The organism is Lysinibacillus fusiformis (assembly GCF_016925635.1).
GTDB lineage: Bacteria > Bacillota > Bacilli > Bacillales_A > Planococcaceae > Lysinibacillus > Lysinibacillus fusiformis_F.
The window spans coordinates 4,305,183-4,330,808 of record NZ_CP070490.1 but is presented as its reverse complement, the minus strand read 5'-3'; the positions used below and the strand labels follow the sequence as shown (position 1 = coordinate 4,330,808).

Genomic DNA, 25,626 nt, shown 5'->3' with positions numbered 1-25,626 from the left:
CGAACATCTATTAGTGCTTTACAATAAACAGGGCCAATTCCTTATAAAATTCCGGCGTTGCAGCAGAATTTGTATGAAATTGAGGATTATATTTGGATAAAAGCTTATATAATTTAGTTGCAGTTAATAGATTCTGTTCTCTATCGTAAGCCCTAAAACGATCATAGACCTCTTTCACTTTCCCATTTACTGAATGAGAAAAGTAATATTGCACTTCTTTATCCTCTAAGTAGTCTAGTTGCCACTTGTAACATATTAAATTTGTGAGGAAAAACATTTCTAATGCTGGCATTTCCCCACCTTTCATTAGCAATGTCATGCCATAATCAAAGGCATTTTCTAACCATTTCACTCCATGACGGTCCCTGTAAAAACGAATTAATTTTTGTAGACCATGCCCTTGTTCTTTCACAAGATACGAGTGAATATTCGTATTTCCAGCATTTCTTTCCCATTCATCAAGAGAAAATTTATATTTTCTTATCAGTTTCATCCAAAGCTTTTGAAGTTTCTCTTCAGAAATAGCGTTTGTTTGTTTATTCCACTTTAACAGCATTTCTAAATATTCTAATACAAAGCATCTCTCAATCTCAAAATGATCCAAATTATTAAATAGAGTATCTTGATCAATATCAATGCTATCCTCTAAAATTTTTTCATCTATCAGCATTCTATTGCCCCGACTAACTCACGTTTTATATTTAAATAGGCATAATTAATATTTTTGTAATCATCAGGATTTTCTTGTATTAATATTTTGATATAAACTTGTAGGGAAATCATGTGCTCACTAGAAAGGTTGTTCATTATTTGCTGCTTTAACTGATTTTCATAAAATAAAATTGAATGAGATGTCATTTTGTTCACTCCTATTCGTTCATAAAAAAAACATCTTTCCCCTTAGGTAAGATGCTAGCTATGACTTAAATACTACATAGTTCTTCAACCAATATAAAATAAGTCGTCTATACTGAATAGAGACCCTTTTCTTGGTTGTCGCACTATGAGTATGATGAAGGTAATTCGTCACACTCAACACCCCCTATCCTCGTAGGTTTTTTGGCTGTACTAGACAAAGGCAGGTCTCCTGGCTTATGATCATCACACATTTTCCCTTCCCATTACATGACAGAACAGTGGCTTTGAAAATGTACTCCTAATTACAGTTGCGGGACAGCGCCGGATTTTCACCGAACTTCCCTTTTAAACAAACTCATTATGAATTTGTACCTTTATCCTGTTATTCCGTTTTTTATAGTATAACATATCAATCTCTTTGCTAACTTACTTCGCATATCACTACAAACAAGAAACCATCTACCTTTTAAATAGTAGATGGTTTCAACGTTTATCAATAGAAAATCCACTTGTTTTTACTTTTTTACTGTCGCATTACGATCTTGAAAGAAATTTTCTAGGTCTTTATCTGTAAATTCATTGAATGTTTGATAGATATACTGTGGATTTCGGTCTTTATCAATGACGACAGAGCGTACACCTTCAAAGAAATCCTCATGTCTTAAAAAGTTTTTAGCCAAGATTAAATCTGTCGCAAAGCATTCCTCTAATGTCTTATCTCGAGCATCTATCAGTTGCTTTAACGTAATCTTTAACGATGATGGAGATTTAGATAGAAGGAACTGCTTTGTTTCTTGCGCAAATTTACTTGCGTCATTGTCTAAGGATTCAACTATCTCTTCCACGGTATTTTTTGAGAAATGCTGATCGATCTTATGTTGGAGGTTGGCAAGGTCACTGTTTGTTAAAGGTGTACTTGAATAGTCCTCCATTAATTGGCCTAGAGCTGTGCTGGTCTCCAATGTATGCCAGTCTAATTGTTCAATGCGCGCTAGGAAAGTGTCTAACTGATCGCTTGTCATGTAGCAATCTGCGCCATTGGTAAAGAGAACATCCGCAGCTTGGATGACCGATGCGGTTAAGGCTAAGTAGTATCCTACATAGCCTGGTGCTTGATTTAAGAAATAACCAGCTCCAACATCCGGAAAGAAGCCAATATTCATTTCTGGCATAGCCCATTTCGTTCGTTCAGTAACGATTCGGTGGCTTGCCCCATAGGTTAACCCGACCCCACCTCCCATGACAATGCCATCAAGGCAGGCAATAATGGGTTTAGGGTAGTGGTAGATCGCCATATCTACTTGATATTCTTCTTCAAAAAAGATTTCAGCATTTTTGAAAGCTTCCTGACTGGAGCGAGCTTTATAAAGTGTTTTAATGTCACCACCTGCGCAAAATCCCTTCTCACCAGCTCCTTTTAGGATGATTAGCTGAATTTGGTCATTTGCTTGCCATTCCTTCAGTTTCTCTCCGATGGGCTTTAGCATTTCAGTAGAAAGTGAATTTAAGGCTTTAGGACGATTTAGTGTAATGGTTGCTGCGCCGCCATCACTGACAGAAAATAGTACTTCGTTCGTCATATCGATTCCCTCCTTTAAGAATGTTTAAAGTCTGGCTGTCTTTTTTCAATAAATGCCTGAACCCCTTCTTTAGCATCCTCTGTTAAAAACAACTCTGCAAAACGTGTTCGTTCAAGTTCTAGCCCATTTTGGAGATGATCTTTGCCGCCCTGTATGACACATTCAATTGTACGGGACACACTTGTCATACTTTTACCCTCAACAAAGGACTGCGCAATCGCTTTTGCAGTTGGCAGAAGCTCCTCTTGTTCTGTCACCAGTTGAATAATGCCTAATTGTAGTGCTTCGTCGGCACTTAGTTGTTTACTTGTTAAAATCAATTGTAGTGCCTTTGCTTGCCCCGTGATTCTGCTCAATCGTTGAGTTCCCCCGAATGTCGGCAATAAGCCAAGCTTTAATTCTGGTAAACCAACAATGGCATTACTTGATGCAATTCTGAAATGACAGCCTAATGCTAACTCTAATCCTCCTCCAAGAGCTGGACCATTAATAGCAGCAATAACAGGCTTTTTCATGGCTTCAATTTCATCACATAGCGCTTGACCTCTCTCAGCCATCTGCAATGCTTTTTCTTGTTGCCCAAAGGCAGAAACAAATTCCTTAATATCTGCACCAGCGGCAAAAAATCGTCCAGAGCCTGTCATAATGATAGCATTCGTTTGTTCGTCCACAGCTAACTCTTTGAGAATGAGTCGAAGATTTTCAATCGATGCGGATGATAAAGTATTTGCTGGTGGATGATCTAAATGAATGATCGTGATGGCACCTTCCTTGCTTACATTGGCAAAAGTATCGACCATTATCGTTTCCCTCCTATTTAATAACAATTAACTTATCGATTTTGGATTGTTAATAATACTTCTAGCAATCTCTCGCTTTTTCATAAAGAGATTTTGATGAAGCGGGATGTTTAGTTGTTGAATAGCATCTAGCCATATTTTTCGCTTTTGTTCATTTGTTTCAGCAGCACAAATAATATCAATTGTACTTTTTTCTATTTTACGGTAGCCCTCCTGACAGATAATATCAGTCATCAAGTGCTTCGTTTTTTCATTTACGTTTTTTTCAGTTCTCAGTAAAGAAGCTTCCATAACATAAAGATCCTTCGCTATATCAGCCAACAGACGCATGTATTCCTGCTCTTGGTCCAAATGGATCTGTGCGCCTGTAATGACAGTAAGAGCTATTTGCCTTAAATAGTTGGAAAGCTGGATGTATTGCTGATTTATTTCAGCTGTCTTATAGGCTTCAGGCGCATTATACGTAGAAGGTGCGAGTGTATATTCTTTATATAACATTTTCGCAATGGTTAAACGATTGATTTCGTTTGTCCCTTCAAAAATACGGCTAATCCTCGCATCACGATACAATCGTTCTACCTCATAATCTTGCATATAGCCATAGCCACCATGTATTTGTACAGCTTCATCTACAATTTTGCCAAGGGCTTCTGAGCAATTGACTTTATTAAGGGCGCATTCCAAAGCGAAATCGGCTATTTTATGAACCATCGACTCTTTACTAGCTAACTCAATCGCATCATCCATTTCTCCAGCTGTCCGATAGGCAGCACTTTCTGCCCCATATATCGAAATGGACATGTCCGCAAGCTTTTCCTGTATCATAGTAAAATCAACAATTGGCTTGTGAAATTGCTTCCGTTCCTTCCCGTAATTCACAGCTAATTGTAGAGCCTGTTTGGCAGTGCCGATGTTGGAGAAAGCTAGCTTTAGACGTGCCATATTCAATATATTCATCGCCACTTTATGACCTTTTCCAACCTCGCCAAGTACATTATCCCTCGGTACGCTAACATCCTCTAATATAAGGGTAGCCGTCGAAGATCCCTTAATACCCATCTTCTCTTCTTCCTGTCCCACAGATACCCCTGTAAAGGTACGCTCTACAATGAAAGCAGTCATGCCTTCACTTGTTTTGGCAAAAACAACAAAGATATCTGCTAGCTGCGCATTGGTAATCCATTGCTTTTCACCGTTTAAGATCCATGCAGAGCCATCTCCATTTAAAATCGCATTTGTTTTGGGATGTAATGCATCTGAACCTGCGTCTGGCTCAGTCAGTGCGTAGGCTCCAATCCATTCACCTGAGGCCAACTTTGGTAAGTATCTGTGCTTTTGTGACGCATCTCCAAAATAGACATAGGGCAATGTGCCGACTCCTGCATGAATATTGTAAGAGACACTAAATGAGCCGCCATAGCCCATTTTTTCTGCAACGAGCCCTGAAATTTTTTTATTGAGTGCCAGCCCCCCATAGTCTTCGGGTATCTCAATGGCTAGTAAACCAAGGTCACCTGCTTTTTGAAATAACTGACGAGTAACTTCATATTGATGCTTTTCAATAGCTGTAGTATTAGGTGAGACATCCTGTTTAATGAAGAGCTCTGCGGTTTTTGCGATGAGCTCTTCCTCATCTTGAAAGTCCTCTGGTGTAAAGATGGTCATTTTGTCCTCTAGTTTATCCATACTAGCCCTCCTTGAAAGAAAAGGAGAAAAACAACTTTTCTCCTACTTTATTTCCTCTTTCGGTAAGATGGTTTTCGCCAACTCACTATCTAAATCTTCAAATTTGTAATAGGAAATGGTTTCATATAATTCACTTCTCGTTTGCATATCCTCAATAGCATCTTTCTGAGTTCCTGTGTTTTTTATTAAGGTAAACACTTGCTCATAGGCTTTGGCTGCAACTCTCATGGATGTAACGGGATAAATCACCATCGAATAGCCCATTTTTTCAAACTCCTTAGCGGTATAATAAGGCGTTTGTCCAAATTCAGTCATATTAGCTAATAAGGGAGCATCCAGCTCACGGGCAAATTGTTTAAACTCTTTTTCTGTTTGTAACGCCTCCGGAAAAATAGCATCTGCCCCAGCTGCTACATAGGCTTTAGCTCTTAAGATCGCCTGTTCTAAGCCCTCTACAGACCTCGCATCTGTGCGGGCAACAATCACTAAAGTAGGGGCTATTTGCTTAATCATCTTTATTTTTTGTATCATTTCCTCCTGGGAAACAAGCGTTTTTCCATTCAAGTGACCACATTTTTTTGGTAGATTTTGATCTTCTAGCTGTACAGCAGCAACCCCTGCCTCTACCATTTCACGCGCTGTACGGGCAACGTTTAGTACACCGCCGAAGCCAGTATCGATATCCACGAGCATTGGTAAATTCGTAGCACGAATAATATCGTTCGCTCGCTGCGCCACTTCATTGGAATAAATCATTCCTAAATCAGGTAAGCCTCTGCTGGCCGTGTAGGCAGCTCCAGAAAGATACAATGCCTCAAAGCCAACTTTTTTAGCCATTAAACCTGCCATTGCATCATGAGCGCCTGGTATTTGCAAAATCGTTGAACGATTAATGAGCGCTTGAAATTGCTCAGCCAGTTGTTTTTGTGTTATCGCTTCATTTACAATCCACGCCATCTATAAAAACCCCCTAATAATCAATGATGCCTCGCCATAAGTACGTCCAGAATCGCCTAGAAAGTTAAACAAATAAATTAACAAATTCATGGACGGCACTATTTTCAAGAAGCTCTTGTTTAGCACAAATCTCATTAATTTTACGTAATTGTTTTTGTGAATAATGGGTACTGATGTTTTGCTGGAATTTATCAATGATTTGAGGGAATGCTTCCTCACGACGGAAACGGTGTCCTAAAGGATATTCACACTCAATAAGCTCAGATGATGTGCCGTCGTTGTAATAAACTTGAACAGCATTGGCAATCGAACGTTTTTCAGGATCTAGGTAATCGATTGTATATTGAGCGTTTTCCACAACCACCATTTTATTTCTTAACTCATCGATACGAGGATCTGCTGCCACATCATCTTCATAGTGATCTGCAATAATATCACCAAAGATAAGTCCGATAGCTGTAATATACTGAAGGCAGTGATCGCGATCAGCTGGATTAAGAAGAGGCCCTTCTTTATCAATAATTCGTATTGCTGATTCATGTGTCGTAATTTGAATGCGTTCAATGTCCTGTAAACGATTTTTCACTTCATGGTGTAAATGAACGGCACATTCAGCAGCTGTTTGTGCATGGAATTCAGCTGGATAAGAAACCTTGAATAGTACATTTTCCATCACATAAGATGTCAGTGGTCTAGCAAGCTTTAATTCTTGTTTATTAAAGAGAACGTCTTGGAATCCCCAGCCTGGTGCAGATAAGGCCGTTGCGTAGCCCATTTCGCCTTTCACAGCCATCATCGCTATTTGCACTGCTCTACTTGTTGCATCACCAGCAGCCCATGATTTTCTAGAACCTGTATTCGGTGCATGGCGATATGTTCGTAGGCTTGAATTATCAATCCAGGCATTGGACAATGCATTGACAATTTCCTGATGCGTGCCTCCTAATGCCTTTGTCACAACAGCTGTTGTTGCAATTTTGACAAACAGAACATGATCTAGCCCAACACGATTTAAGCTATTTTCTAGTGCTAAAATACCTTGTATTTCATGTGCTTGAATCATCATTTCTAAAACATCTTTCACTTTAAGAGGCGCCTTACCCTCTGCCACACGCACGCGACTTAAATAATCTGCCACAGCTAATATGCCACCTAAATTATCAGATGGATGCCCCCATTCAGCCGCAAGCCAAGTATCGTTGTAATCTAACCAACGAATCATACACCCGATATTAAAAGCGCCTTTTACTGGATCAAGAACATAGGAAGTTCCAGGAACACGTGTACCATTAGGAACGACTGTGCCTGGTACTACTGGACCAAGAAGCTTCGTGCATTCAGGATATTGTAAGGCCAAAATGCCACAGCCTAAAGTATCCAATAGAACATAGCGTGCCGTTTCGTACGCCTCTTCACTTGTAATCTTTGTATTTAGTACATAATCCGCAATATCTGTAAGTAATTGATCTGTCTTCGTTATGTCATTTGTTTTAATCATCTATATCTTCCTTTCAAGGCTTAAGTTTGATATACTAGTATGCTGATGGGCATTGGTCAGAATGCCCATTAGCTTTATGGCGAGTTGTTAAAACTTGATTATACCGACAATTCTTCAAGGTTATGACGCTCGCCAATATAATTGACACGAGGTCTAAATAATCGATTATTGTCATGCTGCTCAATTACATGGGCACATAAGCCAATTGTTCGTGAGCCAAAGAAGATTGGCGTATAGATTTCAATCGGCAAACCAAGCATGTAGTACACGGGTGCTGCATAATAATCTAAATTTGGATACAACCCTTTCTCCTGTACCATCACTTTTTCACCAGCTTCACACATGTGATATAAGCGATCATCCCCTTGCTCTAAACATAATTTGTGCAAGGCTTCTTTCATAATTTGCGCTCTTGGGTCCATCTTTTTCATATAGACACGGTGGCCAAAGCCCATAATCTTTTCTTTATTTTGTAGCTTGTTTTTCAACAATGCTTCAAAGCCTTCTACTGTTTTGGCTTCAAGAAGCATGTACATGACTGCCTCGTTAGCTCCTCCATGTAAATTCCCTTTCAATGATGCGACAGCTCCCGTTAAAGCGCCATACAAATCAGATTGTGTAGAAGCAATGACACCACGAGCTGCAAATGTCGAATTTGGCATCTCATGCTCACTATATAAAACGAGTGACTGATCAAAAATTTCTTCTTCTAACGCAGTTGGCTTTCTGCCCGTAATCATGTAATAAAAATTGGCACTATAGGAAAGTTGACTATCCGGCTCGACAACCTCTTGTCCATTTAATACACGATAGCTATTTGCTACGATGTTGGGCATACCACCTAAAAGTCTATATGCTCGCGATAAATTCATTTCAGTCGAACGATCATTGATGTGCTGATCAAAGCCTGCTAAAACGGAAATTCCTGTTCTAAGCCCATCCATCGCATGTGTTTCAGTGGGCAATAGCTTAAAAATTTGAAATAGCTCTTGTGGAACCTGATAATGAGCTTTCAATTTGTCCTGTAGATCAGCCTGTTGCTCGGTAGTTGGTATTTCTCCATGCAGCAATAAGTAAACAATATCTAAATACGAATATCGCTGAGATAATTCAATCAAGTCATAGCCTCGAATAACTATTTGACTTCCTACAGTGTCTAAAAAAGATAACTTTGTTTCAGCGGCAATGATTCCATCAAGACCTGGTGAATAATTTAACTCCATTTAATGACAGCCCCTTTGTTTAATTATTCTTGTAAGCGTTACCATTCAAACACGACAGAACAACAAAAAAACAACTCCTATCCCTTTCTAGAAGTTGTTAATCTACAAAAGCATGACAGACCAAAAAAACAGTGAATTTACATGAATTCACAATCATGCAGTAGCTAACACCTCCCTATCCTCGTAGGTCAATTGATGCTTTTTTTCGTGGCAGGTCTCCTGACTTATGATCAACGCTCTCATAACACCTTCCCATTTTGACAAACAAAACAGTGGCTTTGTTTTCGAGCTCCTAAATACAGTTGCGGGACAGTGTTGGACTCTCACCAACTTCCCTTTTAATCAAATAGAATCAACTCCCATTTGAACCACCAAAATTTAGCATATTCAATTTGTCTTTTTACCTTAACATAGAGTTTTCAAAACAATCAATATAGGTAAAATTCAGAAAAGACTGATTATAAAAAGCTATTTTTCATCTTTGATGAACTATTCTGCGTTTTTTAGCAATATTTTGTACAAAAAAAAGATTGTGCATCTATCCCAATACATCCAATTTTAAGCATTACAAGGAAAATAGAGGTTTTTAAAGGAAGAAAGGCGAATCGTTTCTTATGATCTATAGGAGGGACCAATATGGGATATATTTCAGAGTTAAGGAAACACATCGGTAGTAGACCAATTATCAGTATTGGGGCGACCATTCTTGTGGTTAACGATGACAAGCAAATTCTCTTTCAACATCGATCAGATACGTTGGATTGGGGATTACCTGGCGGTGCATTGGAACTAAACGAAACGTTAGAGGAAGCTGCTGCTCGTGAGCTTCATGAAGAAACAGGACTTGTAGCGAATGAATTTGACTTGGTGGGTGTTTTTTCAGGGCCAGATTATTATTTCCAATATCCAAATGGGGATGAAGTCTATACAGTTATTCATCTTTATATTGCGAAAAATGTAAGGGGTATATTGGAGATAAAGGATGATGAGAGCTTGAAACTTACCTATTTCAGTAAAAATGAGCTACCAGATCAACTTGAGAAAAGAACGAAACTGCTATTAAACAATCTGGAAGATACATTGTGGGATTTCGATAGTTCTTTTGCAAAGGATATTCTTTAAATAACAAAGAGCATGCTTTTTATTCAAACATGCTCTAATCATTCTTTGTTGGGTATTATAGTCTAACCTTAACCTCAGTCCCGTCCTGAGCTTTGACATCGACTAGCACGAGCCCTTTATAATTTTGTAGTTCCTTGATAATCGGCTTGAGCATTTCTTTGTCGATGAGCGGAAAGGTAAAGTCTATTTTCTTTCGATCGAAGTATGCCTTTGTCCACTTATTGACTTGTTGCTGAATCCATTTGGAAGTTAAAATGGAGAGGACAATGGTTAGCACAGCATAGGGAACAGGGAAGGTAAAGCGAACGTCTTTTGCTTTCACTTTTACATGCATCATTCGTCGCCTCTATTCAATGAAGACTGCAACGGTATCTCCGTTTGCCGATTTTATATCTACAATTTGTCCATCTAGTTCATTTTCGATCGCTTCAAGAAGAAGATTGATGTCGATATCTTTCACGTATTTTTCCGATTGTGGAATACTCGCTGCGATGCTGTGTCCAGCCATGAGTACGGCTTTGACAAGTTTAATCGGCAAATTCACCGTGACATTATCATTTTCGGTGGATACAACACGGACCTTTAATGTTTTATCTAAATACTTTGTTTTTTCCACAAATTTGTTTCCTGATTCTTCTTTCTGTTGTAACACTTGAATCAGCTCTGAACCTTTATCCGCATCAATTTTCCCCTCTTGAATCATGGTTAACACTTTTGTAATTTCCTCTTTCATGGTCTATTCCTCCCTATTCGCCTTTTAAAAGCTTTATGGCTTCATCCGTTGTGATTTCGCCATTTTCCAACATGCTTACAATTTTTTTCTCGTCTACTTCATTTTTCTTCTTTTGAGCATAGCCAAGGGATGAAATAATGTCGTTTAGCTTGCCACGAACTGTTGGATACGAAACCCCCAGTTCCTTTTCAACCTCTTTAATGTTTCCTCGACAAGTTAAAAATACTTCCACAAAATGAAGCTGATCCTTTGATAAAGATGCGAGCTTAGATAATTCAAATTCATTTTCAATCGTCGTGTGACAATGAGAACACTGTAACTTGGTAATTTTCAAAGTTTTACTGCAGACAGGGCAATTTGTGATTACTTGATAAGCCATAGTGAACTCCTTCCTTTAAGTTAAGTTGATTATATAACAAAGAATTTAAAGAAGTAAATAATAAAAATTAATTATTTGAATCAAAATATAAATAAAGTTAATTTTATGATTGATATTATTAATTTTATTTCTAAAATGCTTTAATAATTAAGAAAACCCCATTTTGAAAAATTCAAAATGGAGTTTCTGTTTAATTTGGTCTATCCTTATTTTTTCTTTCTCGCGGGTGTGATGGCAAAATAGCATTGTATAATTCTTGTGAAGCGGGATGCTGATAGGCTCCATCCTTCCCAATCTCCTCCACGAGCTGACCATGCTGCATCACTAGGATGCGATCTGACATAAAACGTGTGGCTTGTAAATCATGTGAAATGAATAGATAAGCAAGCTGTAGCTCTTTTTGCAGTGATTGTAATAGTTCTATAATCGTCTTTTGCAAAATCATATCAAGACTACTAATGGCCTCATCTAAAACAATCAGTTTCGGCTTTAATGCAAGAGCTCTAGCGATGTTGACTCGTTGCTGCTGTCCCCCACTTAGCTGTGAGGGATAGTTTTGAGCCATTGCCCACTCTAACTCTACACAGTCTAGTAATTCCCTTACCTTCTGTTGTCGCTCTGCTTTGCTAAAATGCTCGAAATTCAAAAACGGTTCTTCGAGTATTTCGAAAATCGTCTGTTTTGGATTAAATGAATGATAGCTATTTTGAAAAACAGCCTGTAAATTTCTTCGTATCATTTTTTTCTCTTTGCTGGGTGCTTCGTATAAATTGATACCTTGAAAGAGCAGCTCTCCGTTTGTTGGTCGTTCAATCCCTAAAATAATGCGTCCTAATGTGCTTTTTCCTGAACCACTTTGACCGACGATTCCTAGACATTCTCCCTCCTGAAGTGAAAATGACATCTTTTGTAATACAGGAATTTTTTGTCTTCGTTGAAATAGGGCTGGTCTTTGAGCATAATGCATGTCTATATTTTTCACGTCTAGCAACGTCATTTTTTCACCTCTAAAATAGCATTCTTGCTTGTAAAAGCTTCTTTGTATAGGGATGCTGAGGCGCATCAAAAAAATCAAAAACATTCGTTTGCTCAATGATTTCTCCTTGATACATCACAGCCACATCGTCAGCAAGTTCAGCAATGACACCTAAATCATGCGTGACAAGGAGTATGGCAGCATCTGTTTCTGAGCGAATACAATCAAAAAGTGTTAATACTTGTTTTTGATTGATAGTATCAAGAGCAGTCGTAGGTTCATCTGCAATGTAGAGAGAAGCTTGTATCGCCAATGATAGGGCAATCATCACTCGCTGTAGCATGCCTCCACTTAACTGAAAAGGATAGTAGGACAAAAGCTGCTCTGGATGAGATAAATGGACTTTATTCAGAGCATCAAGGGCAATCTGTCTCATTTCCTTTTTGGTCAGCTTAAAGTGTGCTTTTAATGTTTCTCGAAAATGACTTTCAATCGTTTGAATACGATCGAATGCAGTAGATGGGTTTTGCAAAATCATCGAAAGATGCCGGCCACGATAAGTTCTCAATTTAGCAGCTGAAACGTTCAATAAATTTTCTTGCTGATAGAGTACTTCACCTTGGGTGACATGTGCTAAGGACGGTAATGTTTGCATGATGGCATGGCAAAGCATGGTCTTTCCACTGCCACTTTCCCCTATAATTCCTAAGACTCTCCCTTTATAAGCTGTCAGATTGATAGAGGTTAATATATTTTTCTCCCCCATTTTGACTGTGAGGTCTTTCACTTCTAAAACTTTCTCCATAACTTCCCCTTTACTAATCAAGCTTTTTTAAACGATTTGCTAACTGATTAAACAATAACACAACAAGGATGATGGCAAGTCCAGGATAAAGCATTAATTCAGGATGCTGTCTCATGTATTGCTTTCCTTCGTTGATCATCATGCCCCATTCTGGAATCGGTGCCTGCACGCCAAGTCCGATAAAGGAAAAGCCCGCAATTTCTAAAATCACCTTCCCGATATCTAATGCAACAATCGTGACAATAGATGGCAGTATATTGGGTATATAATGGCGTCTAATTAATTGGATACCTGTAGTGCCTGAAATCCTTGCAGCTTGAACAAAGTTTTTCTCATTCATGCCGATACACAAACTTCGGACCATTCTTGCATAATAAATAAGCTGTGTAAAAATGAGTGCTATTAAAACATTTTTTAAGCTAGGGCCTAATATACCTAATAGCCCAAATGCAAGTACAAGTGTCGGAAAGGCTAATAAAATATCACATAGTCGAATAAAAAGAAAATCGATTAAGCCCCTTTTCAACGCTACAAAAGCACCTAGTAGGATAGCTAAAACAATGGCAACTAGCTGAATGACGAGCGCTGATCCTAATGAATAACGAATACCTAAAAGGAGGCGTGACAAGATACACCTTCCTAAATGATCTGTACCTAATGGATAGTCCCAAGACGGAACCGAAAATTTCTTAGCTATATCGACAGCTAAAGGGTCGTGTGGCATTAAAATTGGCGCAAATAGCCCCGACAAGCCAATGATAACAAGGAGCGATAGACTAATGAATCCTATCAAATTGCTACTTTTTGTTCGTACGAAGTTCATTTTTAATCTCTCCTGCCCTTCATCATTAGATGAGGGTCCAATAAACGATGCAATATATCTGTGCATAAATTGGCAAGCACATAGATTACAGCGATAATTAATACATAGCATTGTACAACTGGGTAATCCCTGTTCATAATGGATTCTATTAAGTACCTGCCGAGTCCTGGCCAGCTAAAAACCTGCTCCACAATGACGGCTCCACCTAGTAGATTCCCAAGGGTCATGCCTAACAGGGATGTCAATGGAATAGCAGCATTTCGCAACACATGACGCATAAGAATCACAGAGCGTTTTAATCCTCTTAACTGTGCATATTGAACATATTGCTGCTGTAATTCTTCTAGGATGGTTGAACGGATAAATTGAACGAACAAGCCAATTGTTGGTAAAGCCAGAGTGAATGCAGGTAAAACTAAATGAGATAGTGTGCCCTTCCCATTTGTCGGAAAGAATCCTAATTTCAAGCTGAATAAATAGAGTAGTAGGAAACCTAGCCAAAAGGTTGGAATCGACACACTCAGGATGGTAAAGAATCGAATGATTTTATCGATGATAGCGTGCTTATACAATGCGCTTATCACCCCAAATGGGATACTTAGCCCTAAAATGAGGACAAACGCAGCAATCGCTAATTCAATGGTTGCGGGTAATTTCGCAAGTAGCTCATGTGCCACGGGTAATTTACTAACAAAAGATGTGCCGAAATCTAGCTGTAATACGCCTTTTCCCCATAGTAAATATTGAAGAAGAAACGACTTGTCCGTCCCTAGTTCTTCACGTAATGCCTGAATGGCTTCCTCTGTTGGCGCAACTCTTGCCAAACGTAGAATGACTTCAGCAGGCTCTACTGGAACGAAACGAATAAATACAAAGGTTAGGATGGAAACGCCTAATAAGACAAAGGGCAATGTCAAAATTCTTTTTAAACAAAACATCCATGTCGACTCATACATGCTGTCACTTCCTACTCAATCCTATGATAAAGAGAGAGCTGTCTCTGCTAGACATACTCTCTCTTCCACTTTTATTTTTCTGTAGCCATTTGTGCATAAGGTATATCGTATTCAGATGCACGTGGGGCAAAATCCTTTAGATATGGTTGATAAATCACATTATTTGTTTCGTAAGATATTGGATAGAATAGTGCTTGGTCATGGAACATCGTTAAAATATCCGTATAAAGCTGCACGCGTTCCTCTTCATCTGTCCCTACTAATAATTGGTGAATTTTCGTATCAATTTCTTTGGCATTTGGTAAGCCTAATTTCGCCTCATACACACCACTAGCATTTGGTGTAGCTGATTCATTTGCAAAGCTATGAGGGTCTGTTGGCGGTCCATTGGTACGCCAGAAATTAATATCTACCTGGTCATCCATCAATTTTTGTAGACCGACCATCACATCTGCACCTTCTAAATTCAACTGTACGCCAATTTTCGCTAATTCACCTTGCATTAATTCTGCCATTGGTTTTTGAATCGCATCGGATGCAATGTAAATTAAATCTAATGATAATGGTTGTCCGTTTTTCGAACGAATTTTTTCTCCATTCTGTAACGTCCACCCTGCCTCATCTAGCAATTGTTGCGCTTTTTCCGGATTGTATAATATAGGCGCTAAATCTATATTGGCATAAGGAATCGCATCCCAGAACAATGTGTTTGCCACTTTCTCTGTACCATGTGTAATACTGTCTACCATTTGCTCCTTATTAATAGCATATTGAATGGCTTGACGCACCTTTAATTCAGCTAACGGGCCAGATTGTGTATTGAACAGCAGTGCTTTCGTAGACAAAGGCTCAGAGGTAGCTGTTTTATATTTCCCACTGTCTTTTAAATACGTATAGTTATCTAAACTAATAATGCCACGACCATAAATTAAATCTAATTCTTCGTTTTCAAATGCCAATGAAATAGATTCTGAATCAGGAATAATTTTTACTTTTATTTGTTCTACTAGTGGTTTTTCACCCCAATAGTTTTCATTGCGACTAAATAATGCATATTCGTCCTTTTTGTATTCAGTTAACACCCATGGGCCTGTCCCAATCGGTTCCTTGATAGAATCTTGCGTCGTATCGCCTTCTGGGAATCCGTTATCCCCTAAAAAGCGGAAAGGTCTGACAAAGGCAAGTTCGTTTAAGACAGGATAATAGGGTTCATCCAATTGCAGACGAATGGTAAAATCATCCACCTTTACAACCTCTTTCATATGGTTGACCATGCCCATCCAAGAATGCATGTCTCGATTCGCTAAAACGGCATCAAAATTACGAATGACATTATCGGCATTAAAAGCAGTTCCATCTGAATACTTCACATCTTTTCTTAAATGGAAAGTATACGAAGTTTTGTCCTCTGAGATGTCCCAGCTTTCTGCTAGCTTTGGCGTAACCGTGCCATCATCATTGTATTCCACCAAGGATTCATAGACCATGGCTTGGGCAGTCATTTGATTCGGTAAATATGTATGAGGATTCAATGGACCGACATCTAATGGCCAGCCAATTGTTATCATTTTTCCATTTGTTTGTGGTGTCGCTGTCTTCCCCTTTTCTTCATCCGTGCTTGTACAGCCAGCAAGTAAACTGAACGTCAGCACAAGCAGTAAAGGAAGTAAATACTTAGTCAATCTCATTTTCTGTCTCCTATCTCTATTCGTAGTGCAAATAAATCTACTTGTTAAAGAAGAGAGGGCATAAAAAAACCTTATTCTAAAAAAGAATAAGGACAGAAAAACTCACGATGAGCAAGTCTCCATCCATCTCCCTATCTTTCGTAGATCATCAATGAATCTTCTTACAAGCAGGCATTCTGGCTCATGAATCATGATTTTGCTTCACCTTCCCAAGTACTTACTCAGTGGTATTTGAAACAAAACTCCTCATTTACAGCTGCGGGACAGCATGGGATTTTCACCCATTTTCCTTTTAATTGAATGAAAGACGAATTCATTCAAACTTGTAATGATTGCTATGAAATTAGTAATAAACATAACATGCTCCCATGTTCACGTCAATTTTATTTTCTGAATATAATAAATTTCTCCAAACAACATAAAAAGACCAGGTAACTTACCCTGGCCTTTGTTATCTTTTGGAGAGTAGATGTAGTAGATTAAATAAATCATTTCATTATCTTGATGTAGATTGTTGTACGGCTTGACGCAATGTTTTAGTAGCAGCAACCATATTGGCTAAAGCTGCAACGGTTTCTGTTTCTTTTCTAGTCTTTAAGCCACAATCTGGATTCACCCAAAATTGATGGCGATCAAGAACCTGTAAACTATCTTTCATAATAGTGAGCATTTCTTCCTCACTTGGTACACGTGGGCTATGAATATCATAGACACCTAAACCTATTCCTTTTTTATAAGGTTGCACTTGTAGTGACGTGATGAGTTCCCCATGGCTTCGCGATGTTTCAATGGAAATCACATCTGCATCTAGTGCGCTAATCGGTTCGATGAAATCATTAAATTCGCAGTAACACATATGTGTATGGATTTGTGTTTCATCTTTGACACTAGATGTAGCAAGCTTGAAGGAATTGACAGCCCAATCTAAGTAAGCCCCCCACTCTTCTTTTCGAAGCGGTAAGCCTTCTCTTAGTGCTGGTTCATCCACTTGAATAATCGAAATACCTGCGTTTTCTAGTGCTTCCACCTCTTTGCGAAGTGCTAATGCAATTTGATAAGCGACATCTTGACGGGAAAGATCATCGCGTACAAACGACCAATTTAATATCGTCACAGGCCCTGTCAGCATGCCTTTTACAAATCGCTTTGTTAGGCTTTGAGCATAGGCTGATTCTTTTACGGTAATGGGTGAGGCCCACGCAACATCTCCATAAATGATCGGAGGCTTCACACAGCGTGACCCGTATGAAACGACCCATGCTTTTTCTGTAAAGGCAAAGCCAGTCAGTTTTTCACCAAAATATTCTACCATGTCTGTACGCTCAAATTCACCATGAACGAGTACATCGATATCTAGGTCCTCTTGTATAGTGATCCAGCGCTTAGTTTCCTCTTCTATAAATGCCTCATAGTCTTCATTTGCTAGTTGTTTCTTTCGCCAAGCATTACGATTTCTTTTCACCTCATCAGATTGTGGGAAGCTACCGATTGTAGTCGTTGGGAACAGTGGTAACGCTAAGGCCTGTTGTTGTATATTTTGACGTTGCGTAAAATCACTGTGTCGTTCAAAATCTTGCGTTGTCACAGTTTGAACAGCTTGATGAATCAACTTGTTTTGGCGGATTGGATGATTTTTTAGAGCCTCAATCGCCTTCATACTTTCTGAAAAATTATGTTGTAAGGAACCATCTTTATCTCGTCTAAATTTAGTCAGCCCCGTGATTTCTACGATTTTTTCATCTGCGAAGGCCAAAGCCTGCTTTAAAACAGGGTCAAGTTCATTTTCAAGAGAGGTTGTGATTGGAACATGCTGTAGGTTACTTGATGGTTGAATCCATAGCTCTTCGGCATGACTTAGCTGTTCAATGGCTTGAATCGTTGCGTTGACCTCTGCAAGGTTTGAACGCCAAATATCACGGCCATTTACAACCCCAATTGCCAATACTTTATCCTGCGGGAAACCGAATTGACGCAGTGACTCCATATTCCCTTTATAGCCATGAACAAAGTCTAGGCCAAACCCTTGAACAGGCAGCGTAATCAATGTTTCATAGGCACATAATGCTTCAAAATAAGTTTGTAGCATAATCTTAGCCCCTGGAACGGCAACGGCTGATTGGTCGTAAATTTCTTGCACCAGCTTTATCTCTGCTGGATCAAGAGTTGTAACAAGGGATGGCTCTTCTAGCTGAATCCAAGTGGCACCTGCATCCACTAACTCTTTTAATACCTGCGTATAGAGCGGTAATAAGGCTAATAAGTATTCAACCTGTGTTAATTTGTTGTAGCCTTTTGTTAACTTGCAAAATGTATAGGGACCAATCAATGTCGGCTTCGTGATGATCCCGAATGCTTCTTTCGTCTCTAAAAAGTCAGCTAACACTTTATTTTCTGTTAGTTGTAAGGTTTGTCCCTCATACTCAGGAACAATATAGTGATAATTGGTATTAAACCATTTTGTCATTTCACTCGCTACGGCTGTTTTATTCCCTCTTGCTACACTGTAGTAGGTATGTAAATCGACTTTACCACCTTGCCAGTTAAAGCGTTTTGGTACTAGACCAAACATCAAAGCCGTATCTAACATTCTATCGTAATACGTAAAATCACCAACTGTCACCATTTCGATACCCAATTGTAGCTGCTTGTCGATTCTCGCTAAACGAATCTTCTTTAATCTTTCCTCAAAGTCCTCTTCAGAAAGTTCATTACGCCAAAATAATTCTAATGCTTTTTTCCATTCGCGATCCTCCCCTATATAGGGGTAACCGATGAGTGTGCTTGTATAGGTCATGTTATAATCTCCTTTTTAGAAAAAATAAAAAGCCATTCTCCTATTTGGAAAATGGCTGCATGTTAAAATTATGAATGCTAAAACAATGCGAAAAAGTATCTACTTTTGCATAAACATTATCGCACAGTGCCTATTTGGTCACTTTTCACCACCTATTTCCACGTAGGTATTTGGTGTGTACTAGAAATTGGCAGGTCTCCTGGCTTTTCATCAACACGCCTCACAGCCTTCCCAGTTTCCCCAGTGGCATTTGTGATTTGCTCCGAATTACAGTTGCGGGACAGCGTCGGATTTTCACCGACTTCCCTTTTAAGCCAAACTTTCATTTGGCACCAAGTCTTACACATTATTCAATTATGCTCCTACTATAGCATACATTTCAGAATAGTAGAAATTATTTTTAAACAATTATATAAATTATTTCTATAAATATTCTAGGAATTATTAAATATCTCCGCTAAGATAAGGCTACATTGTATTCCGTTAAAAAATTTGTTACTATAAATAGACAATTATGAGAGGACTGATGAATGGACGATGATGAACTAAACTATATTTTTATTTGAATTGAATGATTTCAAACCAAAATATAGGGTTAGTCTATCCATTTTTAACAATCAGTTTGCATTTTATTTGTCATGATACGAGTGGCAAATCGACTTTATTCAGTGAAAGACTAATCCTTCCAATGCACGATTGGAGGGATTTTTTTCTTGCTCTCATCGTTGAATCTGTACCTTTCATCTACTCGTAAAGGAGAGAGATAATATGAGCGATTCAGATACTATTGTGACGCATGTAATACTCCGTATAAGTCGTTAATATCCATCTACTTATACGGAGCAATGGAGCATAGATGGATAGACCGACTTTGTATGAAAAGGAAAACTATTGCAATACAAAGGAGGAATTATCATGTCCATGATACAAGTACAAAACCTAACTTTTTCTTATCCAAGTAGCTTTGACAATATTTTTGAAGGGGTAAACTTCCAAATCGACACGGATTGGAAACTTGGATTTATCGGGAGAAACGGACGAGGTAAAACAACATTCTTTCAGTTGCTATTAGGCAATTATGAGTATAGCGGAAAAATCATCTCTTCCGTAGACTTTACTTATTTCCCCTATCCCGTTTCGGATCCAAATAAATATACACACGAAATTTTTGAAGAAATTTGCCCTCAGGCAGAGGATTGGGAATGTTTACGTGAAATAGCTTATCTACATGTAGATGCGGAGGTTATGTATCGTCCTTTTAAAACATTATCCAACGGTGAGCAAACAAAGGTGTTGCTTGCGGCGTTATTTTTGACAGAGGGTCAATTTTTATTAATTGATGAACCTACCAATCATCTCGATACGGATGCACGAAAGACGGTCTCAGATTATCTTCGTAGGAAAAAAGGATTTATTTTAATTTCGCATGACAGAAGCTTTTTAGATGGCTGCGTTGACCATATTTTATCGATCAATAGAGCCAATATTGACGTTCAAAGTGGTAATTACTCATCTTGGAAGCTCAATTTTGATCGACAGCAGGAACATGAAGAAGCAACCAATCAACGACTGCAAAAAGATATCGACCGATTAAAACAGTCCTCAAAGCGTTCGGGAGGTTGGTCGAATCAAGTGGAAGCCTCCAAAAACGGGACAACCAATTCAGGTTCGAAGCTGGACAAAGGCTTTGTTGGACATAAAGCAGCCAAGATGATGAAACGAGCAAAGAACCTGGAATCCAGACAACAAAGAGCTATTGAGGAAAAATCAAAACTGCTAAAAAATGTTGAAAAAACCGAGTCATTGAAAGTAGAGCCATTGGCATGTCCATCAAAAGAAATGGTTGTTGTCACGGATGTATCGATTCGGTACGATGACCATATCGTAAATAAGCCCATTAGCTTCCAAGTGGCACAAGGTGATCGCATTGTTATAGATGGCAAAAATGGAAACGGAAAAAGTAGTATTCTAAAACTTATTCTAGGCAAGCCCATCCAACATACAGGCGCCATTAAATTAGCTTCAGGTCTGGTCATTTCCTATGTTCAACAGGATACATCCCATTTGAAGGGGTTATTATCGGAATTTATTGAAGAGCATGGTATTGATGAGACGTTATTTAAATCAATTCTGCGCAAGATGGATTTTGAGCGAATTCAATTTGAGAAAGACATCTCTCATTATTCTGGTGGGCAAAAGAAAAAACTGCTGATTGCTAAAAGCTTGTGTGAGAAAGCTCATTTATATATTTGGGATGAACCATTCAATTTTATTGATATCTATTCACGTATGCAGATTGAAGAGCTTATTCAAAGCGCTCATCTCACAATGGTGATAGTTGAGCATGACCAGGCATTTCAACAAGCCGTGGCAACGAAAACGATAGCTATGTAGTGAAGAGAAGAATCCAATTTATGGATTCTTCTTTTTTAATGATATTGGAACCAAGGGACCCATTTATTATTTGTTTCTTTCACAATATATAGCTCCCCAAGAGATGCACTTTGCGCTGGGAGTAATCTTGGAAACCTTAGTCGAACAAACCAGGAGTGATTCGCCACATTTTCTCCACAGAAGTTCATCGCCATTTTATAGTAATTCTCCTCCATGCCAGCTAATAATGGCATAGGTTTTATCACCTCAATTTGCCACTCCTGATACTCAGGGCTTGAGCCATATACTTTTGGAATGATGTCAGCCAATGATTGAATAAGCTCATCTTTGTCTTTCTCCGTGGTTTTCATCAATACATCTGGATTTGGACATACTAAGCCTTCAGGTTCTGACGCCAAAGATACTGTTGGAAATAACAAAAGCATACATATAAAGGGCATCATTATTTTTCGCAACGTATCCCCTCCCTTTCTTAAAAATGCTCAATAATTTACTGTGATTGGCGCATCCTATAAAGTATTATCCTACAGAAAGGCTCCTATTCCATGAAAAAAATCACTTATGTTTTAATGGCTATCGTAACTATTTTGATGCTGCCCAGTAAGATGTATGCACAAAGTGAACAAACTGATGAGAAACTGATTGCTGACACATTGATCACAATCCTTAATCCATATATAGAAAAGGAAATTGATCATTACTACGGCTATCCTAAGCAGTATGGCTTATATGATGTGAAAATTTTAAAAATTGTCAGAGAAAGTCAATTTGGCTTTAAAGTTAACGTTGAAGTCACCACCTTTGAACATGCACATTCCCCACCCAATAGTAAGGAAATCATTACGTTTGAAGTCAGTCCAACGGGTGTCAGCACACTTCGCTATAAACATGAGGCGGATGATGTAGAAAAAGCAATAGATGCATTCTATCGCGCAACACTTTCAGATATACAGCAAAGCTTTAATCTGGACTTGTCATCGTATATTTCCTATAGATACGATCAATTGCAATACCAAGCTGAAATCAATAATGACATGAAACCCCTTGCTGCAATTGCAGAGGAAATAGCCACCAATATTTTATTTCCTGAGCGAAAGATACCCTACAAAAATGTCATAGACCCTGTCACCTTTATCAAAGGTAATACAGGCTATATGCTTTTTAAAAGGGCGGATGGAACAAATGTAAAATATCAACTGCAAAAGAAAGAAGGCACATGGATCGTAACAGATAAAGCAAGTAAGCCAGGTAAGAAGATGGAGGATTTGTTGCCTTGGTATATGTAAAGGATTGGGAATTTAATTTTTCCCAATCCTTTTCGCTTGCCTCTTTTATTTCAAATTGTTTGTATAACGGATCTTTCATCCATTATAGATTGAGTAAGTATTCGTTATATGTTCTATTAATCTTTTCTGGCACAGAGAGGTCAATTTCAGCTAATTTCGCCTCTATAGTTTTATAGAATTTTAAACATTCCTGTTTCCTATTATGCTGAATTAAGAATTCCAACAATTGAAACATATAATGTTCATTGTATTCATCTAGCTCTAATAGCTTTTGTAAGCAATTATATTTTAATAGAGCATGGTCAGCGTTTGTACGAGCCGTATACTGTTCAAGCACATGTAAGACAGCTTGCTTTAAGCGAAGCCTGATTTGATTAACCCATAAATACTCTTCATCCACTAAAAAATCCCCTTCATAGCAATTCAATAACTGCTGAATGGATTTCTCATCATGTTGATCCTGCTCTAATAATTGATTGAGCTCGTCATAATCCGTTTTAATGACTGCATTTAATTTATAATGATTATTGACTAATAGGATGGGATCCTGTAAGCCATTGTCCTTTAATATCTTTCTTAAATGATAAATAGTTGTATGTAAATTACTTGCTGCCTTTTCAAAATTCAAATCTGGCCACAATACCTCTAAAAGGACGGCATTTAACATGGGCCTTTTTTGGTGAAATAATAAATATAAAAATAGTTCACGTACTTTTCTTGTACGCCACTTCATCACATTATGTTGAATATCCAATAAATAAAAACTGCCTAAAGTATGCGCATATAATGAGTTTTCCTGCTCTTTCCTTGGTGCCGCCGTAACGACCATTTTTTTCTGTGCTTTTGTTAACGCTATAATAAGTCGTTTTTCATGTACAGGCTTTAATAAATAATCTGTTGCCTCTACTTCAAAGGCCTCCACTGCAAATTGGGTATGAGCCGTCACAAAAATGATTTGTAAGGATGGTTGCTTGTGTAGTAGTTGCTTCGCAAGTTGCATACCGTGTGTGTCAATCATTTCAATATCTAAAAACACTACATCAATCTTTTCTTTTTCAAGAAAATGGAGGGCTTCAGTTGAATTTGTAAATGTCCCCTTAATGTTAATCTGAAATTGAGTAAGTTGTTTAACCATGATCGTTAAAATATCAATGGCTAATTTTTCATCATCAACGATCATTATATTCATGTGCCACCACCCTCTGGTAATAAAACGACAATTGTTGTTCCCTTTCCTTCTTCGCTGTATATTCGTAAACTAGCATTTATTATTAATTTATATGTCTTTAATTGATTCATAAAGCCGATTCTTGTACTTTCTTCATTCCCATCTGTCATAGTTGAACGCATCCTTTTACCTGAATCTTTTCATCCACTATGAATAGTATACTTTTTTACCTACTTTTTTCAAACGGAAGTACTTCTAATTTCATATTCATCAACACTCGTCTTTGAATAATTTCCCTGAATATAGTCTTCAACAACTACTAATTTCACCTTTTTGAAAAGAATTTTAATGAAGTAGCTTCTTTTATCCTCCACATCCACCAGCCTCATATTTCAGCTATAAAAAGTCTGAAGATTGAATGAAAACCGTTCACACAATTCGAGGATAGAATAGTGACCATCTTCAAACAATTGAAGGATTTGTAGTTTTAGTTCGATTGGATACTTGCTTTGCCACATAAAAACGCCCATTAGATAAACAGATTTTATTTCTTAATCTGTCTACCTAATGGGGAGCATAGCACGAATTTTCCGGTAACTTTTAAAACCTCTTTTATGTATGATTTGTGGCTGGTTATTGAATGAAAAAACTATCACTAATCGCATGGCTATAATTACAATAATCATATTTTTTCATTACCAAGCTCCCATTCAGATGTATCTTTACATCATATTGTTCACCCTTTGAGATAGTAGCATATTAAGTTTGAACAAAATCTGAACAAAGAATCATAACGCCTTATAGGAGTTTTAGTTTGTTATTATTTTGAAAAATTAATTTCAAGAGGCATCTAGAAATCTTAATTAGTACTAAACAGTATTTCCACATTATTGAAGGGAAATATTAATCATTAAAATTTTTCTAAAAAAATGTTATTATCAGAAAGAATTTAAGATTGATGGAGGATTTAAATGAATGAAGGTTGATTTTGAAGAGCTATTAAATGGTGCTTTTTCATCTATACAGGCTATTGAAGGAGTAAAATCCGTGGATTCCATTCTTGAAGTATTAAAGGATCGAATTGTTTTCCCTGAGATTACCACCTTAATAGTGAACGCTAGATTTGAATTGGTTTATTTATTTAATGAGCAAAAAATAGTATTTAAAACATTAAGAGAAGTTTTGATCGATTCAATTTATATAGAAGAAATTAATTTAATCAATCAACATTGTAGTTCAATTGAAAGTATTCTAAATGACTTTGTTAACACAGATACACTGAAGAATTATTCTTTAAGTCTCCTTTCCTTTAAGTATAAAGAGAAAATTCCGAATAGTTAATATGGTGATGGAACTAGCGAACTAAAAATGGAGTGTGGCAAGTGTCCTTTCTCCAAACTCCATTTTTCTCACGCTAAAACCTATTATTTCTGTTGGTATAAAATGGTTTGAGCAATTCCGATAAAATATTCGGATTCTACAATGATATGATTTAATACAACTTTAGCTGTCGGATTGGCGCTTATCGGTTGACTTTCTTCCATTAGAGTTCGACAAAACTGGATAAATTGATCACTCTGTTGTAGACAGAAGGAAGTTAGCTGTAAAATATCCTGAAACAGGGCTGGGGAAACTTGTCCCTGTGAACGATTGACTGTTTCTATATATCTTACAACTTGCTGATGTGTTTGAGCGAAAGCTTTTTCCCATTCCTTTAACGCATCGACATATGGCTGCTCCAAATCTTTTACAAGCTCTCTTATTACTACTGTATGCTCCTCTTCTTGATGCTTCCAAAATTCAGCTTCATCTAATACACGTAATGGCATTTGATTGCCATAATAAAATTGCATGAAAATCCCCCTCCCACCTATCTCTACTATGTATATACAAGAAATGT

The 25,626-nt window shown here is 37.9% G+C and carries 25 protein-coding genes and 4 riboswitches; of the genes, 4 read left to right on the top strand and 21 right to left on the bottom strand.

The window, feature by feature from the left end:
- Positions 1–10: 10 nt before the first annotated feature.
- From JTI58_RS21265 to mmgD, 8 genes are all read right to left on the bottom strand, one after another.
- A complete protein-coding gene (locus tag JTI58_RS21265; protein ID WP_205443571.1) occupies positions 11–670 on the bottom strand; it encodes a hypothetical protein in 660 nt (219 codons plus the stop codon).
- The gene (locus tag JTI58_RS21260) at positions 664–858 is read right to left on the bottom strand and encodes a hypothetical protein (protein ID WP_205443570.1); all 195 of its coding nucleotides are present in this window, start codon (positions 856–858) and stop codon (positions 664–666) included. The genes JTI58_RS21265 and JTI58_RS21260 overlap by 7 nt, the downstream gene beginning before the upstream one ends.
- Positions 859–1,060: 202 nt before the next feature.
- Positions 1,061–1,249: riboswitch (cobalamin riboswitch) on the bottom strand.
- A 124-nt stretch (positions 1,250–1,373) separates the two neighbouring features.
- Positions 1,374–2,438 (bottom strand): enoyl-CoA hydratase/isomerase family protein, encoded by a 1,065-nt coding sequence (locus JTI58_RS21255; protein ID WP_205443569.1) that lies wholly within the window; start codon positions 2,436–2,438, stop codon positions 1,374–1,376.
- A 14-nt stretch (positions 2,439–2,452) separates the two neighbouring features.
- On the bottom strand, positions 2,453–3,238 hold the full coding sequence (locus JTI58_RS21250) for an enoyl-CoA hydratase-related protein (RefSeq protein WP_205443568.1): 786 nt from the start codon (positions 3,236–3,238) through the stop codon (positions 2,453–2,455).
- 27 nt (positions 3,239–3,265) lie between these two features.
- Positions 3,266–4,924: an acyl-CoA dehydrogenase FadE gene (locus JTI58_RS21245; protein WP_205443567.1), complete on the bottom strand. Its 1,659-nt coding sequence runs from the start codon at positions 4,922–4,924 to the stop codon at positions 3,266–3,268.
- Between the two features lie 42 nt (positions 4,925–4,966).
- The gene (prpB, locus tag JTI58_RS21240) at positions 4,967–5,881 is read right to left on the bottom strand and encodes a methylisocitrate lyase (RefSeq protein WP_205443566.1); all 915 of its coding nucleotides are present in this window, start codon (positions 5,879–5,881) and stop codon (positions 4,967–4,969) included.
- A 64-nt stretch (positions 5,882–5,945) separates the two neighbouring features.
- Entirely contained in the window at positions 5,946–7,379 is a 1,434-nt protein-coding gene (gene prpD / locus JTI58_RS21235) for a 2-methylcitrate dehydratase (protein ID WP_205443565.1), read from the bottom strand.
- A 98-nt stretch (positions 7,380–7,477) separates the two neighbouring features.
- A complete protein-coding gene (gene mmgD, locus JTI58_RS21230) occupies positions 7,478–8,602 on the bottom strand; it encodes a citrate synthase (protein WP_205443564.1) in 1,125 nt (374 codons plus the stop codon).
- 192 nt (positions 8,603–8,794) lie between these two features.
- Positions 8,795–8,990, bottom strand: a riboswitch (cobalamin riboswitch).
- Positions 8,991–9,238: 248 nt separating this feature from the next.
- On the opposite strand from mmgD, the gene JTI58_RS21225 reads away from it, so the two are divergent.
- Positions 9,239–9,724, top strand: coding sequence for an NUDIX hydrolase (locus JTI58_RS21225; protein WP_205443563.1), 486 nt, complete (start codon positions 9,239–9,241; stop codon positions 9,722–9,724).
- 55 nt (positions 9,725–9,779) lie between these two features.
- Here the strand turns inward: JTI58_RS21225 and JTI58_RS21220 are convergent, their stop codons facing one another.
- The 9 genes from JTI58_RS21220 to metE form a co-directional block, all read right to left on the bottom strand.
- Entirely contained in the window at positions 9,780–10,061 is a 282-nt protein-coding gene (locus JTI58_RS21220) for a hypothetical protein (protein WP_205443561.1), read from the bottom strand.
- Between the two features lie 9 nt (positions 10,062–10,070).
- On the bottom strand, positions 10,071–10,457 hold the full coding sequence (locus tag JTI58_RS21215; protein WP_205443560.1) for an SHOCT-like domain-containing protein: 387 nt from the start codon (positions 10,455–10,457) through the stop codon (positions 10,071–10,073).
- 13 nt (positions 10,458–10,470) lie between these two features.
- Positions 10,471–10,836: a DUF2089 domain-containing protein gene (locus JTI58_RS21210; RefSeq protein ID WP_205443558.1), complete on the bottom strand. Its 366-nt coding sequence runs from the start codon at positions 10,834–10,836 to the stop codon at positions 10,471–10,473.
- Between the two features lie 190 nt (positions 10,837–11,026).
- Complete coding sequence (locus JTI58_RS21205) at positions 11,027–11,833, bottom strand: ABC transporter ATP-binding protein (RefSeq protein ID WP_243456180.1); 807 nt, start codon at positions 11,831–11,833, stop codon at positions 11,027–11,029.
- A gap of 10 nt (positions 11,834–11,843) precedes the next feature.
- A complete protein-coding gene (locus JTI58_RS21200) occupies positions 11,844–12,617 on the bottom strand; it encodes an ABC transporter ATP-binding protein (RefSeq protein WP_205443556.1) in 774 nt (257 codons plus the stop codon).
- A gap of 13 nt (positions 12,618–12,630) precedes the next feature.
- Positions 12,631–13,440, bottom strand: a complete 810-nt coding sequence (locus JTI58_RS21195) for an ABC transporter permease subunit (RefSeq protein ID WP_243456178.1) — start codon at positions 13,438–13,440, stop codon at positions 12,631–12,633.
- A gap of 2 nt (positions 13,441–13,442) precedes the next feature.
- A complete protein-coding gene (nikB, locus tag JTI58_RS21190) occupies positions 13,443–14,396 on the bottom strand; it encodes a nickel ABC transporter permease (protein ID WP_243456177.1) in 954 nt (317 codons plus the stop codon).
- A gap of 71 nt (positions 14,397–14,467) precedes the next feature.
- Positions 14,468–16,084, bottom strand: coding sequence for a nickel ABC transporter substrate-binding protein (gene nikA, locus JTI58_RS21185; protein ID WP_243456175.1), 1,617 nt, complete (start codon positions 16,082–16,084; stop codon positions 14,468–14,470).
- A gap of 149 nt (positions 16,085–16,233) precedes the next feature.
- A riboswitch (cobalamin riboswitch) is annotated at positions 16,234–16,426 on the bottom strand.
- 154 nt (positions 16,427–16,580) lie between these two features.
- Complete coding sequence (gene metE / locus JTI58_RS21180) at positions 16,581–18,878, bottom strand: 5-methyltetrahydropteroyltriglutamate--homocysteine S-methyltransferase (RefSeq protein WP_205443555.1); 2,298 nt, start codon at positions 18,876–18,878, stop codon at positions 16,581–16,583.
- Positions 18,879–19,050: 172 nt separating this feature from the next.
- Positions 19,051–19,230: riboswitch (cobalamin riboswitch) on the bottom strand.
- A gap of 563 nt (positions 19,231–19,793) precedes the next feature.
- On the opposite strand from metE, the gene JTI58_RS21175 reads away from it, so the two are divergent.
- Entirely contained in the window at positions 19,794–21,272 is a 1,479-nt protein-coding gene (locus JTI58_RS21175) for an Lsa family ABC-F type ribosomal protection protein (RefSeq protein ID WP_205443553.1), read from the top strand.
- Positions 21,273–21,307: 35 nt separating this feature from the next.
- On the opposite strand, the gene JTI58_RS21170 is transcribed toward JTI58_RS21175, so the two are convergent.
- The gene (locus tag JTI58_RS21170; protein WP_205443552.1) at positions 21,308–21,727 is read right to left on the bottom strand and encodes a hypothetical protein; all 420 of its coding nucleotides are present in this window, start codon (positions 21,725–21,727) and stop codon (positions 21,308–21,310) included.
- A 90-nt stretch (positions 21,728–21,817) separates the two neighbouring features.
- On the opposite strand from JTI58_RS21170, the gene JTI58_RS21165 reads away from it, so the two are divergent.
- Positions 21,818–22,558: a DUF3888 domain-containing protein gene (locus JTI58_RS21165; protein ID WP_205443550.1), complete on the top strand. Its 741-nt coding sequence runs from the start codon at positions 21,818–21,820 to the stop codon at positions 22,556–22,558.
- An 82-nt stretch (positions 22,559–22,640) separates the two neighbouring features.
- Here JTI58_RS21165 and JTI58_RS21160 read toward each other — a convergent pair whose 3' ends face one another.
- Positions 22,641–23,747 (bottom strand): response regulator, encoded by a 1,107-nt coding sequence (locus tag JTI58_RS21160; RefSeq protein WP_205443549.1) that lies wholly within the window; start codon positions 23,745–23,747, stop codon positions 22,641–22,643.
- Positions 23,744–23,896, bottom strand: coding sequence for a hypothetical protein (locus JTI58_RS21155; protein WP_205443547.1), 153 nt, complete (start codon positions 23,894–23,896; stop codon positions 23,744–23,746). The genes JTI58_RS21160 and JTI58_RS21155 overlap by 4 nt, the downstream gene beginning before the upstream one ends.
- A gap of 805 nt (positions 23,897–24,701) precedes the next feature.
- Between JTI58_RS21155 and JTI58_RS21150 the strand changes: the two genes are divergently transcribed.
- Complete coding sequence (locus tag JTI58_RS21150) at positions 24,702–25,067, top strand: hypothetical protein (protein WP_205443546.1); 366 nt, start codon at positions 24,702–24,704, stop codon at positions 25,065–25,067.
- 83 nt (positions 25,068–25,150) lie between these two features.
- On the opposite strand, the gene JTI58_RS21145 is transcribed toward JTI58_RS21150, so the two are convergent.
- Entirely contained in the window at positions 25,151–25,579 is a 429-nt protein-coding gene (locus JTI58_RS21145; RefSeq protein ID WP_205443544.1) for a DUF2935 domain-containing protein, read from the bottom strand.
- Positions 25,580–25,626: the final 47 nt, after the last annotated feature.